The sequence below is a fragment of the Phaeobacter sp. JH20_29 genome, from assembly GCF_048056175.1.
Classification (GTDB): Bacteria; Pseudomonadota; Alphaproteobacteria; order Rhodobacterales; family Rhodobacteraceae; genus Phaeobacter; species Phaeobacter bryozoorum.
The window spans coordinates 184,143-199,528 of record NZ_JAYMWO010000006.1; the positions used below are offsets into that span (position 1 = coordinate 184,143).

Here is a 15,386-nt window from a genome sequence, read left to right on the forward strand (position 1 = left end):
GCCCCGCTCAGCCCGCGCGCAGGAACACCGGCTGATCCGGCTCCGACATCTCCGGCATGTAGCGATAGCCGCCGCTGTCAAAATCCAGCAACGCCGCAGGATCGCTTAGCCGGTTCTGAATGATGTAGCGCGCCATCGCGCCCCGCGCCCGCTTGGCGTAAAAGCTCACCACCTTGGGCGTGCCGTTCTTGTCTTCCATGAAAACAGGCGTCACGACCCGCCGCGCCAGCGCTTCGCGATCAACCGCGCCGAAATACTCCTGGCTGGCGCAGTTCACCAGCACATCGCTGCCCACGGCCTCACCTTGGGCATTCAGCGCATCAGAGATGTCCCGCCCCCAGTAGTCATAGAGATTCTTGCCCTTTGCCGTCTTCAGCCGCGATCCCATCTCCAGCCGGTAGGCCTGCATCGCATCCAGCGGCCGCAGCAGCCCGTAAAGGCCCGACAGAATGCGGAAATGGTCCTGCGCCCAGGCCATTTCCTCCGCGTCCAGAGATCCCGCCTCCAGCCCCTGATAGGTGTCACCCGCAAAGGCCAGCGCGGCCGGGCGCGTGGCATCGCTGCCCGGATCGGCGGTAAAGCTCTGAAATCTCTCGTAGTTCAGCTTTCCCAGATCCTCGCTGATATGCATCAGCTTCATCAGCTCGGCGACCGACAGATCGCGCGCCACGGATGCCAAATCCACCGCCGCGTCGTGCATGGCGGGCCATGTCATCTCAACGTCGCGTTCGCTCCAGTCCAGCTTTTTGGCCGGAGAAGTCACTACCAGCATATTCTGCCCCCATCTGTTCTGGACAAGACCTAGCCCGCGCCGCGCAAGACGTCCAGAAACGCCGCTGCAAAACGTTCCGCGCGGCGCTCGCCTAACAGCCTTGTGATGGCGATTTCAGTCTGCGGACGGACCTGCGCCAGCTTCGCCAGCTGCGCCGCAGAACAGCTCAGCGGTTTCTCGGTTCCGTCGCTGCCCCGCGCCAGCTCCGCCTGCACAGCCATCAACGCATCATAAACCGATCCGGCATCGCGCCCGGCCAGCTTGCGCCGCATCGGGTGCAGCGCCGCGCTCTCGCCGGTGATCACCGACAGGAAATCGCTGCCATACCGCTCCAGTTTCTTCGCCCCGACACCGCCGATCCGCGCCATTTTATCCAGCGTATCGGGCCGGGTTTCGGCCATCTCGATCAGCGTGCGATCCGCAAAGATAACATAAGCCGGCACTTTCTGCGCCTCGGCCAGCGCGCGCCGCTTGGCTTTCAGTGCCGACAACAGCGGCGCGTCCTCATCCGACACCAGCGCCTTTACCGCAGGGCTGCGCTTGGCAGAGCTGATGGTGTCGCGGCGCAGCGCAATGTCCTGTTCACCGCGCAGAACCGGCAGCGCCGCCTCGGTCATCCGCAGCGCGCCATGGCGTTCGGGATCGGGGCGCACCAGATCATGCCCCATCATCTGCCGGAACACCGCCTGCCACTGTCGCTTGCCATATTCCTTGCCACAGCCAAAGACCGACAGATCGTCATGCCGCTTGTCACGCACCCGGTCGGTCGCATTGCCCACCAGAATGTCGATCAGATGTCCCGATCCATAGGTCTCGTTCGTTCGCAGGATCGCCGACAGCGCCTTGCGCACCGCCGTGGTGCCGTCGAACACATCCACCGGCTGGTCGCAGAGATCACAGTTGCCGCAGGGCTCAGCCGCCTCGCCGAAATAGGCCAGCAGGGTCTGGCGGCGGCATTTCAGCGCTTCGGCCAGTCCGAGCAGCGCATTCAGCCGGGCATGGTCTGCACTTCGGCGGTCCGGCGGCGCCAGACCCTCGTCGATCTGACTGCGACGCAGTCGAATATCTTCCGGCCCGAACAGCGTCAGCGTCTCGGCAGGCGCGCCGTCGCGGCCACCGCGTCCGATTTCCTGATAATAGGCCTCGATGGATTTGGGCAGATCCGCATGGGCGACCCAGCGAATATCGGGCTTGTCGATCCCCATGCCGAAGGCCACCGTGGCCACAACGATCAGACCGTCCTCGCGGGCAAAGCGCGTCTCCACCCCGCGCCGGTCCTCGGCGTCCATGCCACCGTGATAATAACAGGCGGCGTGGCCCGCCTCGCGCAGCCCCGCCGCCAGCGCTTCGGTCTTGGCACGTGTCCCACAATAGACGATGCCGGATTGACCTTTTCGGGCGGCCGCAAACTCCAGAATCTGACGGCGCGGGCTGTCTTTGATGGCAAAGGCAAGATGGATATTGGGCCGGTCAAAGCCGCGCAGGAAACTGCGCGGTGCGACACCATCAAACAGCTTCTCGACAATCTCTTCGCGGGTTTCCTGATCTGCGGTCGCGGTAAAGGCCGCCAACGGCACGTCCAGCGCCCGCCGCAATTCACCAATCCGCAGGTAATCGGGGCGGAAATCATGGCCCCACTGGCTGACGCAATGCGCCTCATCCACCGCGATGAGGCTGACACCGATCCGCCGCAGCATCCCCATCGCCGCCCCGGAGGCCAGCCGTTCCGGTGCCATATAAAGAAGCTTCAGCCGCCCCTCCTCGATGGACTGCCAGACCGCCTCGGTTTCTTCGTCGGTATTGCCCGAGGTGAGCGCCCCGGCGGTCACGCCAACCTCCTGCAACGCCCGCACCTGATCGCGCATCAATGCAATCAGCGGCGAGATCACCACCGTGACCCCCTCACGCAGCAGAGCAGGCAGTTGGAAGCACAGGGATTTGCCGCCGCCGGTCGGCATGATCGCCAGCACGTTTTCCCCGTCGGTCACGGCGTCGACGATCTCCTCCTGCCCCGGGCGAAACCCGTCAAAGCCAAAGATTTCCCGCAACAGCGGCGTCGCGCCAGTAGCACAGGCAGCGGTGACGGATGTGCCAGTGGAGGTCGCCCCGGTCGGAGCGGTCATTTCCGGCTGCAATGCGGACATGGGGGCTGGGGGCCTCGTTTTGTGATCTGCTCGTCTTGGCAGCTACAATCCCACAACGGGATTCGACCCACAAGGGTGCGCACCCCCGACCGTCAGACAAGTGGCACCGAAAAGACCGCCGCAGGCCGATGCCCGGGCGGTCCATCCGCATCAATCGCCGCGCCGCGATCAGAGCGATCGCCGCGCCTCGGCCCATTGGCTCAATAGAACATGGCGATATTGTTGGTCAGAATAATCCGCAGCGCATAAACGGCGATCAGCACCACCAGCGGCGCCAGATCAAGGCCCTGCATATTGGGCAAAATGCGGCGCACTGGCGCATAAAGCGGCTCTAACAAGCGGTTCAGACCATACCAGACCTGCGCCACAAATTGCTGATTGAGGTTCAGAACCTGAAAATTGATCAGCCAGCTCATGATCACATGGGCGATGATGAAGAACCAGACGATGTCCAGGATCAGCATCAGAATTTGAAACAGCGACAGCATCTCTTTGATTTCCCTTTTTGGAGCTTGTCCACAGGTAAGCGCGCCCGCGCGAAATCGCAAGACTGCCGCGAGGTTGCGGTTGACGCGCTGTAAACAGATGGCAACACGGGCACATCACACAGGAGAGCGCGCCCATGTTTCCCATCGTCCGCCTGATCAAGGATCTGCTGGTTGCCCGCCGGATGCCGCCGCTGGATCTGACCGACACCCATGTCTCCCGCCACATCTGCTGGCCCTGGGATCTGGATATCTGGATGGAGCTGAACAATGGCCGTGCGATGACGCTCTATGATCTGGGCCGTACCATGCTGGCCCAGCGTGTCGGCCTGATCGGCGCTCTGCGCAGCCGTCGCTGGGGCATGACGGTTGCGGGCACCACGGTGCGGTTTCGCCGCCGCATCCGCGGCTTTGAACGGTTCGAGATGCGCAGCCGGGCAGTGGCCTGGGACGATCGCTTCATCTATCTGGAACAATCCATGTGGAAATCCAACGGCGACTGCGCCAGCCACGTGATGCTGCGCACCGCCATCACCGATGCCAAGGGGATCGTCGCACCGCAGGAGGTGCTCAAAACCATCGGTCGCACCGACAGCCTCGCCCCCGAGATGCCCGCCTGGATCAAGGCCTGGTGCGAGGCGGACGCAGGCCGCCCCTGGCCACCGATGATGGCGGATCCTGCCCCTGCGGCGCCCGAAACCCTCCAAAACGGCTAGGGTCGGCCCGCCGCAGCATCCAGCCGCACAGCATATGGCTGTACGAAGGACCAGCGCGATCTACCACAGGTCAACGCAGGACACGCTTGCCTAACCCCATACCGGCCTGTCATACCAAAAGGTAACGACAAAAGACCACGACAGGCATCGGGCGAGGGACGACGAGGCATGACGCAGATATCCATGCGCAAGCGCATCTGGGGCTGGTGGGCCTTTGACTGGGCCAGTCAGCCCTATCACACGCTGCTGGTCACCTTTGTCTTTGCGCCCTTCTTCGCAGCCGTTGCCGCCGAGTATTACCTCACCCAGGGCCTCGCGGATGAGGCGGCAAAGGCGCAGGCGCAGACGGTCTGGTCGATGTGCCTCACCATCACCGGCCTGATGATCGGCCTTGGCGGGCCGTTTCTGGGCGCGCTTGCGGATATCTCCGGGCGCAAAATGCCCTGGATCATGATGTTTTCACTGATGTATGTGACCGGCGCCTGGGGCCTGTGGTTCATGGACCCGGACGGATCAAACCTCTGGTGGATGCTCATCAGCTTTGGCTTCGGCTTTATCGGCGCGGAATTTGCGCTGATCTTTGTCAATGCGCAGCTGCCCTCTCTCGGCAACAAGGAAGACGTCGGCACCATCTCAGGCACCGGCTTTGCCATCGGATACCTTGGCGGGGTGATCGCGCTTTTCCTGATGCTCACATTGTTCGTCGAACAGGGGAATGGCAAAACCCTGATCGGGATTGATCCCATTCTGGGGCTGGATGCGGAGACCCGCGAAGGCACCCGCGCCGCAGGTCCGCTGACAGCGATCTGGTTTGCGCTCTTTATCATCCCCTATTTCCGCTGGGTGCGCGACGATGCCATCACCGGCGCGCGCGGGCGGTTTGGCGATGCCATCCGTTCCGTTGGTCGCGCCGTCCGCAGTCTGCGCCATCGCGCCAGCCTGACCGGCTATCTGATCTCCTCGATGCTCTACCGGGATGCGCTGAACGGGCTTTATGCCTTTGGCGGAATTTACGCGCGGCTGGTGCTGGGCTGGGAAATCACCCTGATCGGCGTCTTCGGCATCATCGCCGTGATTTCCTCGGCGCTGTTCAGCTGGCTCGGCGGGCTGGCAGATCGCCGCTTTGGCCCGAAACCGGTCATCACCACCGCAATTCTGATCCTGACAACCGTCTGTTTCCTGGTCGTCAACATGTCCCGCGACCAGTTCTTTGGCCTCTCCCTCGCCGAAGGCTCCGGCCTGCCTGACGCCGTCTTCTTTGCCTGCGGTGTGCTGATCGGTGGCTTTGGTGGTATCCTTCAGGCCGCCAGCCGCAGCCTCATGGTCCGCCACACCACGCCCGAGAACGCGACCGAGGCCTTCGGTCTTTATGGCCTTTCGGGTCGCGCCACAGCCTTTCTGGCACCGGCCCTGATCGGAATAGCCACCACGCTCACCGGCAGTGCCCGCCTCGGCATTGCACCGGTTATTCTATTGTTCATTATCGGGCTCATCGTTCTGCGCTGGGTCAATGCAGAAGGAGACCAGAGTTGAAGTTCAGTCGATACATCACCCTCACCGCCCTCCTGTTGACAGCCTGCGCCCCCGCCGGGGACAGCCGATCACCCTCCGCCAATCCGGTGGTCAGCCGCTCTGCAAACTCGGACGTACCCGCAAAGCAGCTGTTCGGTGCCAAACGCGCAGGCTCCGCGCAGAAACCCGCACCGCATGGCTCCTACGCCAAGGGCTGCGTGGCCGGGGCAGAACAGCTGCCCCAGACCGGCCCGACCTGGCAGGCGATGCGCCTGTCGCGCAACCGCAACTGGGGCCATCCCGAAACCATCGACTTTATCAAGGATCTGAGCCGCGTTGCCGCCCGCCAGAGCGGCTGGAACGGGCTCTATGTCGGCGATATCAGCCAGCCGCGCGGCGGCCCGATGCTGTCCGGGCACCGCAGTCATCAGGTGGGTCTGGACGCCGATATCTGGATGCTGCCGGCCAAGCGCCTCGACCTCTCCGTCGCCGAACGCGAGAAGATCTCCTCGATCTCCCTGCGCCGGGCCAATGGTGCCTACACCAATTCCAGCTGGTCACCCCAGCACCACGCCATCCTGCGCGCCGCCGCCAAGGATGACCGCGTGGCGCGGATCTTTGTTTTCCCCGGCGCCAAGGTCCAGATGTGCAACGACGAGAAGGGCAACCGCGACTGGCTGCGCAAGGTCCGGCCCTGGTATGGCCATCACTACCACTTCCACGTCCGGCTGAAATGCCCGGCCGGCGCGCGCGGCTGTGTCGATCAGGATCCGCCCCCGCGCGGCGATGGCTGCGATGACGCGCGCCAGTGGGTGAAGGACATCCTGAATCCGCCGCCGCCAAAACCGCGCGACCCCAATGCGCCGCCGCCCAAACCCCGGCGTGAATACACTCTTTCGGACCTGCCTCAGCAATGCGCCGCCGTTCTGCAATCAAACTGAGCCTCGGGCTGGCAGCGGCGCTGACCATCTCTCTGACGGCGCTGCTGGCCTATCGGCCCGTCGCCTCGGCCGCACAGCCGGGCGGGGCGCAGTTCATCGCGGCCTATCGCTGGACCCACCCGGCCAAATGGTTCGGGGGGTTCTCCGCCCTGTCGCTGTCGCCGGACGGGGCGCAGATGACCGTGGTCAGCGATCGGGCCACCATCGTCACCGCCCGCATTCAGCGCGGAACCGCGGCACTGCACCCCATCGAGGCCATCACCCCGACCGAGGCCCATAAGCTGCGCGCATCAGACGGCGCGATCCTGCGCGGGCGGATCGTCGACGCAGAAGGCCTCGCCATCGCGCGTGACGGCACCCTCTTCATCTCCTTTGAAGGCGTCTCGCGCGTGGCCCGGCACCGCCGGGGTGACAGTCGCGCCGAGGTGCTGCCCCGCCCAAAGGCCTTTCGCCGCCTGCCCCTGAACAAGGCGCTGGAGGCCCTCGCCATCGACGGCAAGGGCCATCTCTACACGCTGCCGGAACGCGCCCTGACCGAGGCGGGAGATATCCCCGTCTGGCGGTGGAATGGCAGCCGATGGGACCGTCCCTTTGATCTGCCGAGCCGGGGAAAATTCCTCCCTGTGGGCGCCGATTTCGGCCCTGACGGCCGCTTCTACCTCCTGGAACGCGACTTTGGCTTCATCGGCTTTCGCAGCCGCCTGCGGCGCTGGGACATCACCGCCGATGGCATCAGCGGCGAGGTCACATTGCTGCAAACCGGTCTCGGTCTGCACGACAATCTGGAGGGCGTCTCGATCTGGCGCGACAGCAGCGGCGCGCTGCGCGCCACCATGGTCTCCGACGACAACTTCAAATCGCTGCAACGCACCGAACTGGTGGAATACCGGCTGCCCGATTAGGCCACCACCGGTGCGACAGCAGGCAATACCTGACAAATCTCTTGCCCAAACAGGGGCTTTTCCGCTATTGGGCCTGATCTTTCGCATCGGCGAAACAAGTCTCCGCGACCTTGTCTAAAAAACGGACTGCAAAATGACACGCTCTTACCTTCCTGGCATTCTTGCCATGGCCGCTGTTGTTGTGGCCTCCAACATCCTGGTGCAATTCCTGTTCGGCCAATGGCTGACCTGGGGCGCCTTCACCTATCCCATCGCCTTCCTCGTGACCGATGTGACCAACCGCGTCTATGGCACCGGACCCGCTCGCAAGGTGGTGCTGGCCGGTTTTGTCGTTGGCGTCATCTGCTCGCTGATCGGCACCCAGATCATGGGCGAATTCGGCCCCCTCGTGACCCTGCGCATCGCCATCGCCTCCGGCCTTGCCTTCCTCACAGCACAGCTGCTGGACGTCTCGATCTTTGCCGCCCTGCGCAATGGCGCCTGGTGGCGGGCACCGCTGGCCTCGACCTTGATCGGCGCCACGGTCGACACCGCGCTGTTCTTCAGCATCGCCTTTTCCGGCGCTCTGGTCTGGCTGGAACCCGGCAATGATGTCAGCTGGGCCGGTGAAATGCTGCCGATCCTCGGCACTGGCCCCGTCGCCCCGCTCTGGGTCTCGCTTGCTGTTGCCGACTGGGGCGTGAAAGTGGCACTGGCGCTGCTGGCGCTCGTCCCTTTCCGCCTGATCGTGGCACGTCTTACACGGTCGCAGGCCAGCGTTAACTGACAGCCGTCTTTTTATTTGGAGATCTTCCAGTTCCGTGCCACCATCCAAGACAGCGGAAACAGAGAGAAAAGGAGGTGATCCAGTGTCAAGAAAGGTATTGGAGCAAGGCGTAGCAACAACCGGAGCGGCGGCCCTCTGAGGCAGCCCTCTCTGGCAGTCGCCATCCGGCTGGGTTTCAGACCCTAACCTGCCTTTGCTCTTACAGACTTTCGGAAAGGGCCGCCTCCGTCGGTGCGGCCCTTTTTGCGTCACGCGATGCCCTCCCGTGACCTCCCAGCCACGGCTTTCGCTTGGACCTTGGCGATACGGCAGATTATGGTTCGCCCATGTTGCACATTACCGACACCATCGCCCTGCAGGACTGGGAACTGACCGAAAGCTTTATGCGCGCCTCCGGACCCGGCGGGCAGAACGTGAACAAGGTCTCCTCCGCCGTCGAACTGCGGTTCGAGGCCGCACGCTCCCCGGCGCTCAGCCCGGCGGTGAAATCGCGCCTGAAACGGCTGGCCGGCCGCCGCTGGACCAAGGATGGCGCGATCATCCTGCAATGCGACGAAACCCGCTCGCAGCAGCGCAACCGTGATCTGGTGCGCGAACGCCTGGCCGAACTGATCCGCCAGGCCCTGATTGTCCCCAAACGCCGCATTGCCACCAAACCCACCCGCGGCTCGGTACGCCGCCGTCTGGAGGCCAAACGCCAGCGCGGCGACATCAAGGCGACGCGCGGTAAGATCGACCCGGACTGAGACAGGCGATTGCGCTGCTCCCCGGTCTCCGCCAAGCTGCCGCCGAGTCAATTCGGGGAGAGAGCATATGCGGCTGGCAGGGAAATGCGCCATTGTAACCGGCGGGGCCTCAGGCTTTGGCGCCGGCATCGTCACCAAATTCCTGCAGGAGGGCGCGCGGGTGATGATTGCCGATATCAACGCCGACGCCGCCGCAGAGGCCGCAGAACAGGCCCGCAACAGCCATGGCACAGATCGGGCATTTGCCCAGACCGTCGATGTCTCCGACCGCGCCTCGGTCGATCAGATGGCGGCCACGGCGCTGGATCAATTCGGACAGGTCGATATTCTGGTCAACAACGCTGGTGTCAGCCACCTGCCGACGCCGCTTGAAAACGTCAGCGAAGAGGATTTCGACCGCGTCTTTGCCGTTAATATGAAATCCGTCTACCTGACCGCCCGCGCATTGGTGCCGCATATGAAGGCGCGCCGCTCCGGCGCCATCCTGAATGTCGCCTCCACCGCCGGCATCTCACCCCGTCCCAATCTCAACTGGTACAACGCCTCCAAGGGCTGGATGATCACCGCAACCCGCACCATGGCGGTTGAGCTTGCCGCCGCCGGGGTGCGGGTCAATGCGATCAACCCGGTCGCGGGCGAAACCCCGCTGCTGAAAACCTTCATGGGAGAGGATACGCCGGAAATCCGCGCCAAATTCCTCTCCACCATTCCAATCGGCCGCTTTTCCACCCCGGAGGATATGGGCAATGCCGCCTGCTACCTCTGCTCGGATGAGGCCAGCATGGTGACCGGCGTCGCGCTGGAGGTCGACGGCGGGCGCTGTATCTGACCGCCCAAGCCCGACCAAATATCCGACCCGCCTGTCATCTTTCCCGAAATACTCCCGCCGGAGGCCGCGCGCGCCAGCGCGCCCCTGCCATAAGCTGCCCCAGATGCCCGCCCCAACAGGAGACACCCGATGAAACCCGGCCCGCGCAACCTGATCACCGATGTCCCCGGCCTCAAGGTTGGCAATGCCCAAGACCGGCGGCTGAAATCCGGCACCACCGTTCTGACCGCCGATCGGCCCTTTACGGCCGGGGTGCATGTGATGGGCGGCGCGCCGGGCACCCGCGAAACCGATCTGCTGGCACCGGACAAATCCGTCGCTCAGATTGATGCGCTGGTGCTCTCCGGCGGCTCCGCCTTCGGGCTGGATGCCTGCTCCGGCGTGGTCGCAGGGCTGCGCGCCACCGGGCGGGGCTTTGCCGTGGGGCCTGCGCGCGTGCCGATCGTACCGGGTGCGATCCTCTTTGACCTCCTGAACGGCGGCGATAAGGACTGGTCGGATAACCCCTATGCCGCCCTCGGTCGCGCCGCCTATGAAGCGGCTGATCACGGCTTTGCCCTTGGCACCGTCGGGGCGGGCACCGGAGCTCTTGCAGCACGACTCAAGGGTGGGCTCGGATCGGCGTCCTTTGTCCTGCCGGACGGCACCACCGTCGGTGCGCTGGTCGCGGCCAATCCGCTCGGTTCGGTCACCACACCGGGAGACCGCCATTTCTGGGCCGCTCCTTATGAAATTGACGGGGAGTTCGGCGGTGCAGGCGTCGATCCCGCCACCGGCTTCACCACCCCCGCCCCGAGCCTCAAGATCGCCGCCATGCAGGCGCTGGCGCAGGGCACCGAACTGCCGACCGAGGGCAGCAATACCACCATTGCCATTGTCGCGACCGACGCGGCGCTGAGCAAATCACAATGCCAGCGGCTCGCCATTGCCGCCCATGACGGCATCGGACGCGCCATCGTACCGGCACATTCCCCCGGCGACGGCGATCTGGTTTTTGCGATCAGCACCGCAGATCCGGCAAAGACCATCAGCGACGGTGATCTGGGCGCTGATCTGGGCGCCATCGGACATGCCGCCGCCCTCTGCCTCAGTCGCGCCATCGCCCGCGCAGCCGCGCTCGCGCATGCCGAACCCGGCGATCTGCTGCCCTCTTGGCAGGATATGTGACGCCACGGCCTCCCCTTGACCTCGGCGCGATCTGACACAGGTGAACTGTCGCAGCGCCCGACCGAGAGCCAACGCGGCAATACGCCCGTTTGACTTTCCTGCAGATCCGGCGCGTATTGATCGAGCCAACTCAATTTTGGAGCAAGCGACATGAAACTTCTGACTGCTGTAGCGGCCCTTGGCCTGATTGCAGCCCCTGCCTTTGCCGAAGGCGACGCCGACAAGGGCGAAACGGGCTTCAACAAGTGCAAATCCTGCCACATGGTTGTCTCGGACAGCGGTGACGTGATCATCAAGGGCGGCAAAACCGGCCCGAACCTCTGGGGCGTTGTCGGCCGCACCGCCGGCACCGCGGACGGCTATAAATACGGCGACGACATGGTGGCCGCAGGCGAACAGGGGCTGGTATGGGACGAAGAGAGCTTCGCCGCCTATACCGCCGATCCCAAGGCGTTCCTGCGCGATTATCTGGATGATTCCAAAGCGAAATCCAAAATGTCCTTCCGCCTGAAGAAAGGCGCCGAAGACATCTATGCCTTCCTCGCGATGCACGGCCCCGCTGATGCCGCCGAAGGCGACGCAGACGCCACCACAGATGAGACCGCGACCAACTGATCCCGGTCCCCTGACACGACAGCAAAAGCCGCGCGCCCCTGGCCGCGGCTTTTCGCACAATTGCCTTTCGTTTTCTGCTGGGATATTGACCGTTCCGCGTCGGCACCCGCAACCACGCGCCCGCAACTCTGGCCAGCCTTGGTTGCGGGATTGACCTCCACCCGATGACAACCATATCTGCCCGATGGCCGCACAGCCCAGCCCCTTGCACAATCCTTGCGAGCTCCTGCAATGACCCACCTGATCCCCGCCTGGGTGAATGGCACCCTGACGCCGGTTGAAAAGCTGGCTGCCCATGAACAGGGGCTGAAGCACAAGGCCGTTTCGGTCTTTGTGGTCAAGGGCGGCGAAATCCTGATGCAGCGCCGCGCTCTGGGCAAATACCATACCCCCGGTCTGTGGGCGAACACCTGCTGCACCCATCCGCAATGGGATGAATCCTCCTCCGCCTGCGCGGTCCGCCGGATGCAGGAGGAGTTGGGCATCACCGGCCTCTACCCCGAGTTTCGCCATCACCTCGAATACCGCGCCGATGTCGGCAACGGGCTGATCGAACATGAGGTGGTTGATGTCTTTCTCGCCCATGCCCACCGCGCGCCGCAGCTCACCCCCAACCCGGATGAGGTGATGGAGACCCGCTGGGTCGATTACCACGACCTTCTGGCCGAGGTGAAGCGCCACCCGGATCGCTTCACACCCTGGCTCAAGATCTACCTCAACAGCTATTCCGACGTGATCTTCGGCCCCGACCTCAGCCTCGGCAGCAGCGAGGACAGCTGACCATCCGCGGCTATCAGGCTCTAACCAAGGCATCTGCCCCCCTTGCCCCGATGCGGGTGCCGTGATTCTAATATCGGCATTTCGACAGCGCACAAGAGGACAGGCCAGATGACAGTGATGATTGCGGGGGCCGGGATCGCGGGGCTCACACTTGGCCTCACCCTGCACGAGCTGGGTGTGCCCTTCCACATCTACGAGGCCACCGAAACGCTGAAACCGATGGGCGTCGGCATCAATCTGCAACCCAATGCGGTGCGCGAGCTCTTCGATCTGGGGTTGGAGGCCGAGCTCTCCGCCATCGGCGTCCGCACACGGCAGCTGGGATTTTATTCCAAACTGGGCAACACCATCTGGGAGGAGCCGCGCGGCCAGGCGGCGAGCTACAGCTGGCCGCAGTTTTCCGTCCATCGCGGCGCCTTGCAGATGATGCTCTATCACGCGCTCCTCGCCCGCGCGGGCGACAGCGTCCTCACCACCGGCGCGCGGGCGGCGGGATATGAGCTCACAGATCACGGCGTCACCCTGCATCTGGACGGCGGGCGCGGCGCGCAGGGCAATCTCCTGATCGGCGCCGACGGCATCCATTCCGCCATCCGCGCGCAGATGTATCCGGGTGAGGGCGCACCGATCTGGAACGGTCGCATCCTGTGGCGCGCCACCACACAGGCCCCGGCCTTCCACGGCGGCGCGGCCATGGCAATGATCGGCCATGACCACCTGCGGCTGGTGGCCTATCCGATCAGCGCGCCCGACGCCAACGGCAAGGCGGTAATCAACTGGATCGCAGAGAAACAATTCGATCCCGGTGTGCCCCGGAACAAGGAAAGCTGGAACCGCGCTGCCGACATAGATGACATTCTGCCGGATTTTGCCGATTGGCGCTTTGACTGGATCGACGTGCCCGCGCTGATCACCGGAGCCGAAACCGTCTATGAATATCCAATGGTGGACCGCGACCCGCTACCATGCTGGCAGGATGGTCCGGTCAGCCTGATGGGCGACGCCGCACATCCGACCTATCCGGTCGGGTCTAACGGCGCCAGCCAGGCCATTGTCGACGCCCGCGTGATTGGCGCCCAGATGCTGACCCATGGCGCAACACCTGAGGCCCTCACCCGCTACGAAAACGCCCTGCGTCCCGTCACCACCGCCGTTGGCATGGCCAACCGCGCAGGGGGAGGCCCCGACGGCGTGCTGCAACAGGTCGAGGATCTCTGCGGCGGGGAGTTCACCGACATCAACGACGTGATCCCGCAGGATCAGCTCGCCGCCCATGCCGCGAAATACAAATCCATTGCCGGGTTTTCGATCGAAGAGCTGAACGCCCGCCCCCGCACCATACCCGCAGGCACCCGCATCAACTGAGGCGACCGGGCGCCGCGCATCGCGCGGCGCCACCCCCAACTGCGCAGACACAGTCCACGACTGTGACGGAACAGGCGGGAGCGCCCGCCTGCGGCAATGTCAGACGCCGATCACTGCCTCAACCGCGCGTTTCCAGCGCCCATAGGCGGCGCTGCGCCGGTCTTCATCCATCGCCGGGGTGAATTGCTGATCCAGCGCCCAGGTCTCGGCAAACCCGGCCTGATCGGGATAGACACCGGCCCGCATCCCCGCCAGCCAGGCGGCCCCAAGCGCGGTGGTTTCCTGCATCACCGGCCGATCCACAGCCGCCCCCAACAGATCCGCCAGGCTCTGCATGGTCCAGTTGCTGGCACTCATGCCGCCATCCACCCGCAGGGTGACCAGACTCTCGCCTTGCCAATCCGCCCGCATCGCCTCCCAGAGGTCACGGGTCTGATAGGCCACGCTCTGCAACGCCGCGCGGGCAAATTCCGCAGGCCCCGAGCTGCGGGTCAGACCAAACATCCCGCCCCGGCAATCGGGTTTCCAATAAGGCGCACCAAGCCCGGTAAAGGCCGGTACCAGAATGACGTCCTGACCGGGATCGGCATTGCGCGCCAGCGCACCGCTCTGCTGGGCCGAGCCGATAATGCCCAAACCGTCGCGCAGCCATTGCACCGCCGCACCGGCGATGAAAATGGACCCCTCCAGCGCATAGGTCGGCGCGCCGTCCAGCTGATAGGCAATGGTGGTCAGCATCCGGTTCTGCGACACAACCGGCGTATCACCGGTGTTCAGCAGCGCAAAACAGCCCGTGCCATAGGTCGATTTCATCATCCCCGGCTGGAAACAGGCCTGCCCGATGGTGGCCGCCTGCTGATCGCCGGCAACCCCCAGAATGGCGATCTCGCCGCCGAGGAACTCTGCCTTGGTGGTGCCGAAATCTGCGGCACAATCCTTGACCTCCGGCAACATCCCGCGCGGCACCCCGAGAAAGCCGCAGATCTCGCTGCTCCAGCGCCCCTTGCGGATATCATACATCAGCGTCCGCGCCGCATTGGTCGCATCGGTCACATGGGAGGCGCCACCGGTCAGCCGCCAGATCAGAAAGCTGTCGACAGTGCCAAACAGCAGATCTCCCGCCTCGGCCCGGGCGCGGGCATCTGGCACAGTGTCCAGAATCCACTTCAGCTTGGTGCCCGAGAAATAGGGATCCAGCAGCAGCCCGGTTTTCTGGCGCACGCTGTCCTCGTGGCCCGCGGCGCGCAGCTCTTCGCAGATGGCGCTGGTGCGGCGGTCCTGCCAGACAATGGCATTGTGGACCGCCTTGCCGCTGTGGCGATCCCAGACCACCGTGGTTTCGCGCTGGTTGGTGATACCGATGCCGGCAATATCCGCCGCCTTGACGTCCTGCGCCTGCATCACCTGCCGACAGACATCCAGCGTCGTGCTCCACAGATCCTCCGGGTCATGCTCGACCCAGCCGGCCTGCGGAAAATGCTGCGGGAATTCCTGCTGCGCGGATCCCACCGCCTGCATCTTATCATCGAACAGGATCGCTCTGGTCGAGGTCGTGCCCTGATCAATCGCCAGAATATACGTCATCTTGCCCCTCCCCTGGGTCGTTTGGAGCAGAGATTAGACGTAAAACTGCGACCGCTACCAGC

At 64.1% G+C, this 15,386-nt stretch carries 15 protein-coding genes; 11 read left to right on the plus strand and 4 right to left on the minus strand.

Annotated features, from left to right (window positions below; all coding sequences use genetic code 11):
- Window positions 1-7 precede the first annotated feature (7 nt).
- The 3 genes from yaaA to VWZ85_RS05800 all read right to left on the minus strand — a co-directional run bounded on the left by yaaA (window position 8) and on the right by VWZ85_RS05800 (window position 3,404).
- Window positions 8-772, minus strand: coding sequence for a peroxide stress protein YaaA (yaaA, locus tag VWZ85_RS05790; RefSeq protein WP_416587365.1), 765 nt, complete (start codon window positions 770-772; stop codon window positions 8-10).
- 29 nt (window positions 773-801) lie between these two features.
- Window positions 802-2,916 (minus strand): DNA helicase RecQ, encoded by a 2,115-nt coding sequence (gene recQ, locus VWZ85_RS05795; RefSeq protein ID WP_416534573.1) that lies wholly within the window; start codon window positions 2,914-2,916, stop codon window positions 802-804.
- 200 nt (window positions 2,917-3,116) lie between these two features.
- Complete coding sequence (locus VWZ85_RS05800) at window positions 3,117-3,404, minus strand: YggT family protein (RefSeq protein WP_014873231.1); 288 nt, start codon at window positions 3,402-3,404, stop codon at window positions 3,117-3,119.
- A gap of 134 nt (window positions 3,405-3,538) precedes the next feature.
- Here VWZ85_RS05800 and VWZ85_RS05805 point away from each other — a divergent pair, with 134 nt between their 5' ends.
- The 11 genes from VWZ85_RS05805 to VWZ85_RS05855 all read left to right on the plus strand — a co-directional run bounded on the left by VWZ85_RS05805 (window position 3,539) and on the right by VWZ85_RS05855 (window position 13,740).
- Window positions 3,539-4,117 carry an acyl-CoA thioesterase gene (locus VWZ85_RS05805; protein WP_340546401.1) on the plus strand — a complete coding sequence of 193 codons (579 nt, stop codon included), beginning with the start codon at window positions 3,539-3,541 and terminating at the stop codon, window positions 4,115-4,117.
- A 111-nt stretch (window positions 4,118-4,228) separates the two neighbouring features.
- Window positions 4,229-5,650 carry an MFS transporter gene (locus VWZ85_RS05810; protein ID WP_416534584.1) on the plus strand — a complete coding sequence of 474 codons (1,422 nt, stop codon included), beginning with the start codon at window positions 4,229-4,231 and terminating at the stop codon, window positions 5,648-5,650.
- Entirely contained in the window at window positions 5,647-6,570 is a 924-nt protein-coding gene (gene mepA / locus VWZ85_RS05815; protein ID WP_260087079.1) for a penicillin-insensitive murein endopeptidase, read from the plus strand. Before VWZ85_RS05810 ends, mepA begins: the two co-directional genes overlap by 4 nt.
- Window positions 6,543-7,472: an esterase-like activity of phytase family protein gene (locus tag VWZ85_RS05820; RefSeq protein ID WP_416534576.1), complete on the plus strand. Its 930-nt coding sequence runs from the start codon at window positions 6,543-6,545 to the stop codon at window positions 7,470-7,472. The genes mepA and VWZ85_RS05820 overlap by 28 nt, the downstream gene beginning before the upstream one ends.
- Window positions 7,473-7,605: 133 nt before the next feature.
- Window positions 7,606-8,238, plus strand: coding sequence for a queuosine precursor transporter (locus VWZ85_RS05825; RefSeq protein ID WP_340546398.1), 633 nt, complete (start codon window positions 7,606-7,608; stop codon window positions 8,236-8,238).
- Window positions 8,239-8,564: 326 nt separating this feature from the next.
- On the plus strand, window positions 8,565-8,984 hold the full coding sequence (arfB, locus tag VWZ85_RS05830; protein WP_416534578.1) for an alternative ribosome rescue aminoacyl-tRNA hydrolase ArfB: 420 nt from the start codon (window positions 8,565-8,567) through the stop codon (window positions 8,982-8,984).
- A 67-nt stretch (window positions 8,985-9,051) separates the two neighbouring features.
- On the plus strand, window positions 9,052-9,813 hold the full coding sequence (locus VWZ85_RS05835) for an SDR family oxidoreductase (protein ID WP_416587366.1): 762 nt from the start codon (window positions 9,052-9,054) through the stop codon (window positions 9,811-9,813).
- A gap of 129 nt (window positions 9,814-9,942) precedes the next feature.
- Window positions 9,943-10,980, plus strand: a complete 1,038-nt coding sequence (locus VWZ85_RS05840) for a P1 family peptidase (RefSeq protein ID WP_416587367.1) — start codon at window positions 9,943-9,945, stop codon at window positions 10,978-10,980.
- 150 nt (window positions 10,981-11,130) lie between these two features.
- Entirely contained in the window at window positions 11,131-11,595 is a 465-nt protein-coding gene (locus tag VWZ85_RS05845) for a c-type cytochrome (RefSeq protein WP_340546394.1), read from the plus strand.
- A gap of 231 nt (window positions 11,596-11,826) precedes the next feature.
- Window positions 11,827-12,375: an isopentenyl-diphosphate Delta-isomerase gene (gene idi / locus VWZ85_RS05850; protein ID WP_416538259.1), complete on the plus strand. Its 549-nt coding sequence runs from the start codon at window positions 11,827-11,829 to the stop codon at window positions 12,373-12,375.
- 108 nt (window positions 12,376-12,483) lie between these two features.
- Window positions 12,484-13,740: a flavin-dependent oxidoreductase gene (locus tag VWZ85_RS05855; RefSeq protein ID WP_416587368.1), complete on the plus strand. Its 1,257-nt coding sequence runs from the start codon at window positions 12,484-12,486 to the stop codon at window positions 13,738-13,740.
- A gap of 99 nt (window positions 13,741-13,839) precedes the next feature.
- Here the strand turns inward: VWZ85_RS05855 and glpK are convergent, their stop codons facing one another.
- Window positions 13,840-15,324 carry a glycerol kinase GlpK gene (glpK, locus tag VWZ85_RS05860; RefSeq protein ID WP_416587369.1) on the minus strand — a complete coding sequence of 495 codons (1,485 nt, stop codon included), beginning with the start codon at window positions 15,322-15,324 and terminating at the stop codon, window positions 13,840-13,842.
- Window positions 15,325-15,386: the final 62 nt, after the last annotated feature.

Excerpts from the sequence above, each read along its gene's own strand:
- yaaA (WP_416587365.1), bottom strand. The coding sequence starts at position 772 with ATGCTGGTAGTGACTTCTCCGGCCAAAAAGCTGGACTGGAGCGAACGC.
- recQ (WP_416534573.1), bottom strand. The coding sequence starts at position 2,916 with ATGTCCGCATTGCAGCCGGAAATGACCGCTCCGACCGGGGCGACCTCC.
- VWZ85_RS05800 (WP_014873231.1), bottom strand. The coding sequence starts at position 3,404 with ATGCTGTCGCTGTTTCAAATTCTGATGCTGATCCTGGACATCGTCTGG.
- VWZ85_RS05805 (WP_340546401.1), top strand. The coding sequence starts at position 3,539 with ATGTTTCCCATCGTCCGCCTGATCAAGGATCTGCTGGTTGCCCGCCGG.
- VWZ85_RS05820 (WP_416534576.1), top strand. The coding sequence starts at position 6,543 with ATGCGCCGCCGTTCTGCAATCAAACTGAGCCTCGGGCTGGCAGCGGCG.
- VWZ85_RS05825 (WP_340546398.1), top strand. The coding sequence starts at position 7,606 with ATGACACGCTCTTACCTTCCTGGCATTCTTGCCATGGCCGCTGTTGTT.
- arfB (WP_416534578.1), top strand. The coding sequence starts at position 8,565 with ATGTTGCACATTACCGACACCATCGCCCTGCAGGACTGGGAACTGACC.
- VWZ85_RS05835 (WP_416587366.1), top strand. The coding sequence starts at position 9,052 with ATGCGGCTGGCAGGGAAATGCGCCATTGTAACCGGCGGGGCCTCAGGC.
- VWZ85_RS05840 (WP_416587367.1), top strand. The coding sequence starts at position 9,943 with ATGAAACCCGGCCCGCGCAACCTGATCACCGATGTCCCCGGCCTCAAG.
- VWZ85_RS05845 (WP_340546394.1), top strand. The coding sequence starts at position 11,131 with ATGAAACTTCTGACTGCTGTAGCGGCCCTTGGCCTGATTGCAGCCCCT.
- idi (WP_416538259.1), top strand. The coding sequence starts at position 11,827 with ATGACCCACCTGATCCCCGCCTGGGTGAATGGCACCCTGACGCCGGTT.
- VWZ85_RS05855 (WP_416587368.1), top strand. The coding sequence starts at position 12,484 with ATGACAGTGATGATTGCGGGGGCCGGGATCGCGGGGCTCACACTTGGC.
- glpK (WP_416587369.1), bottom strand. The coding sequence starts at position 15,324 with ATGACGTATATTCTGGCGATTGATCAGGGCACGACCTCGACCAGAGCG.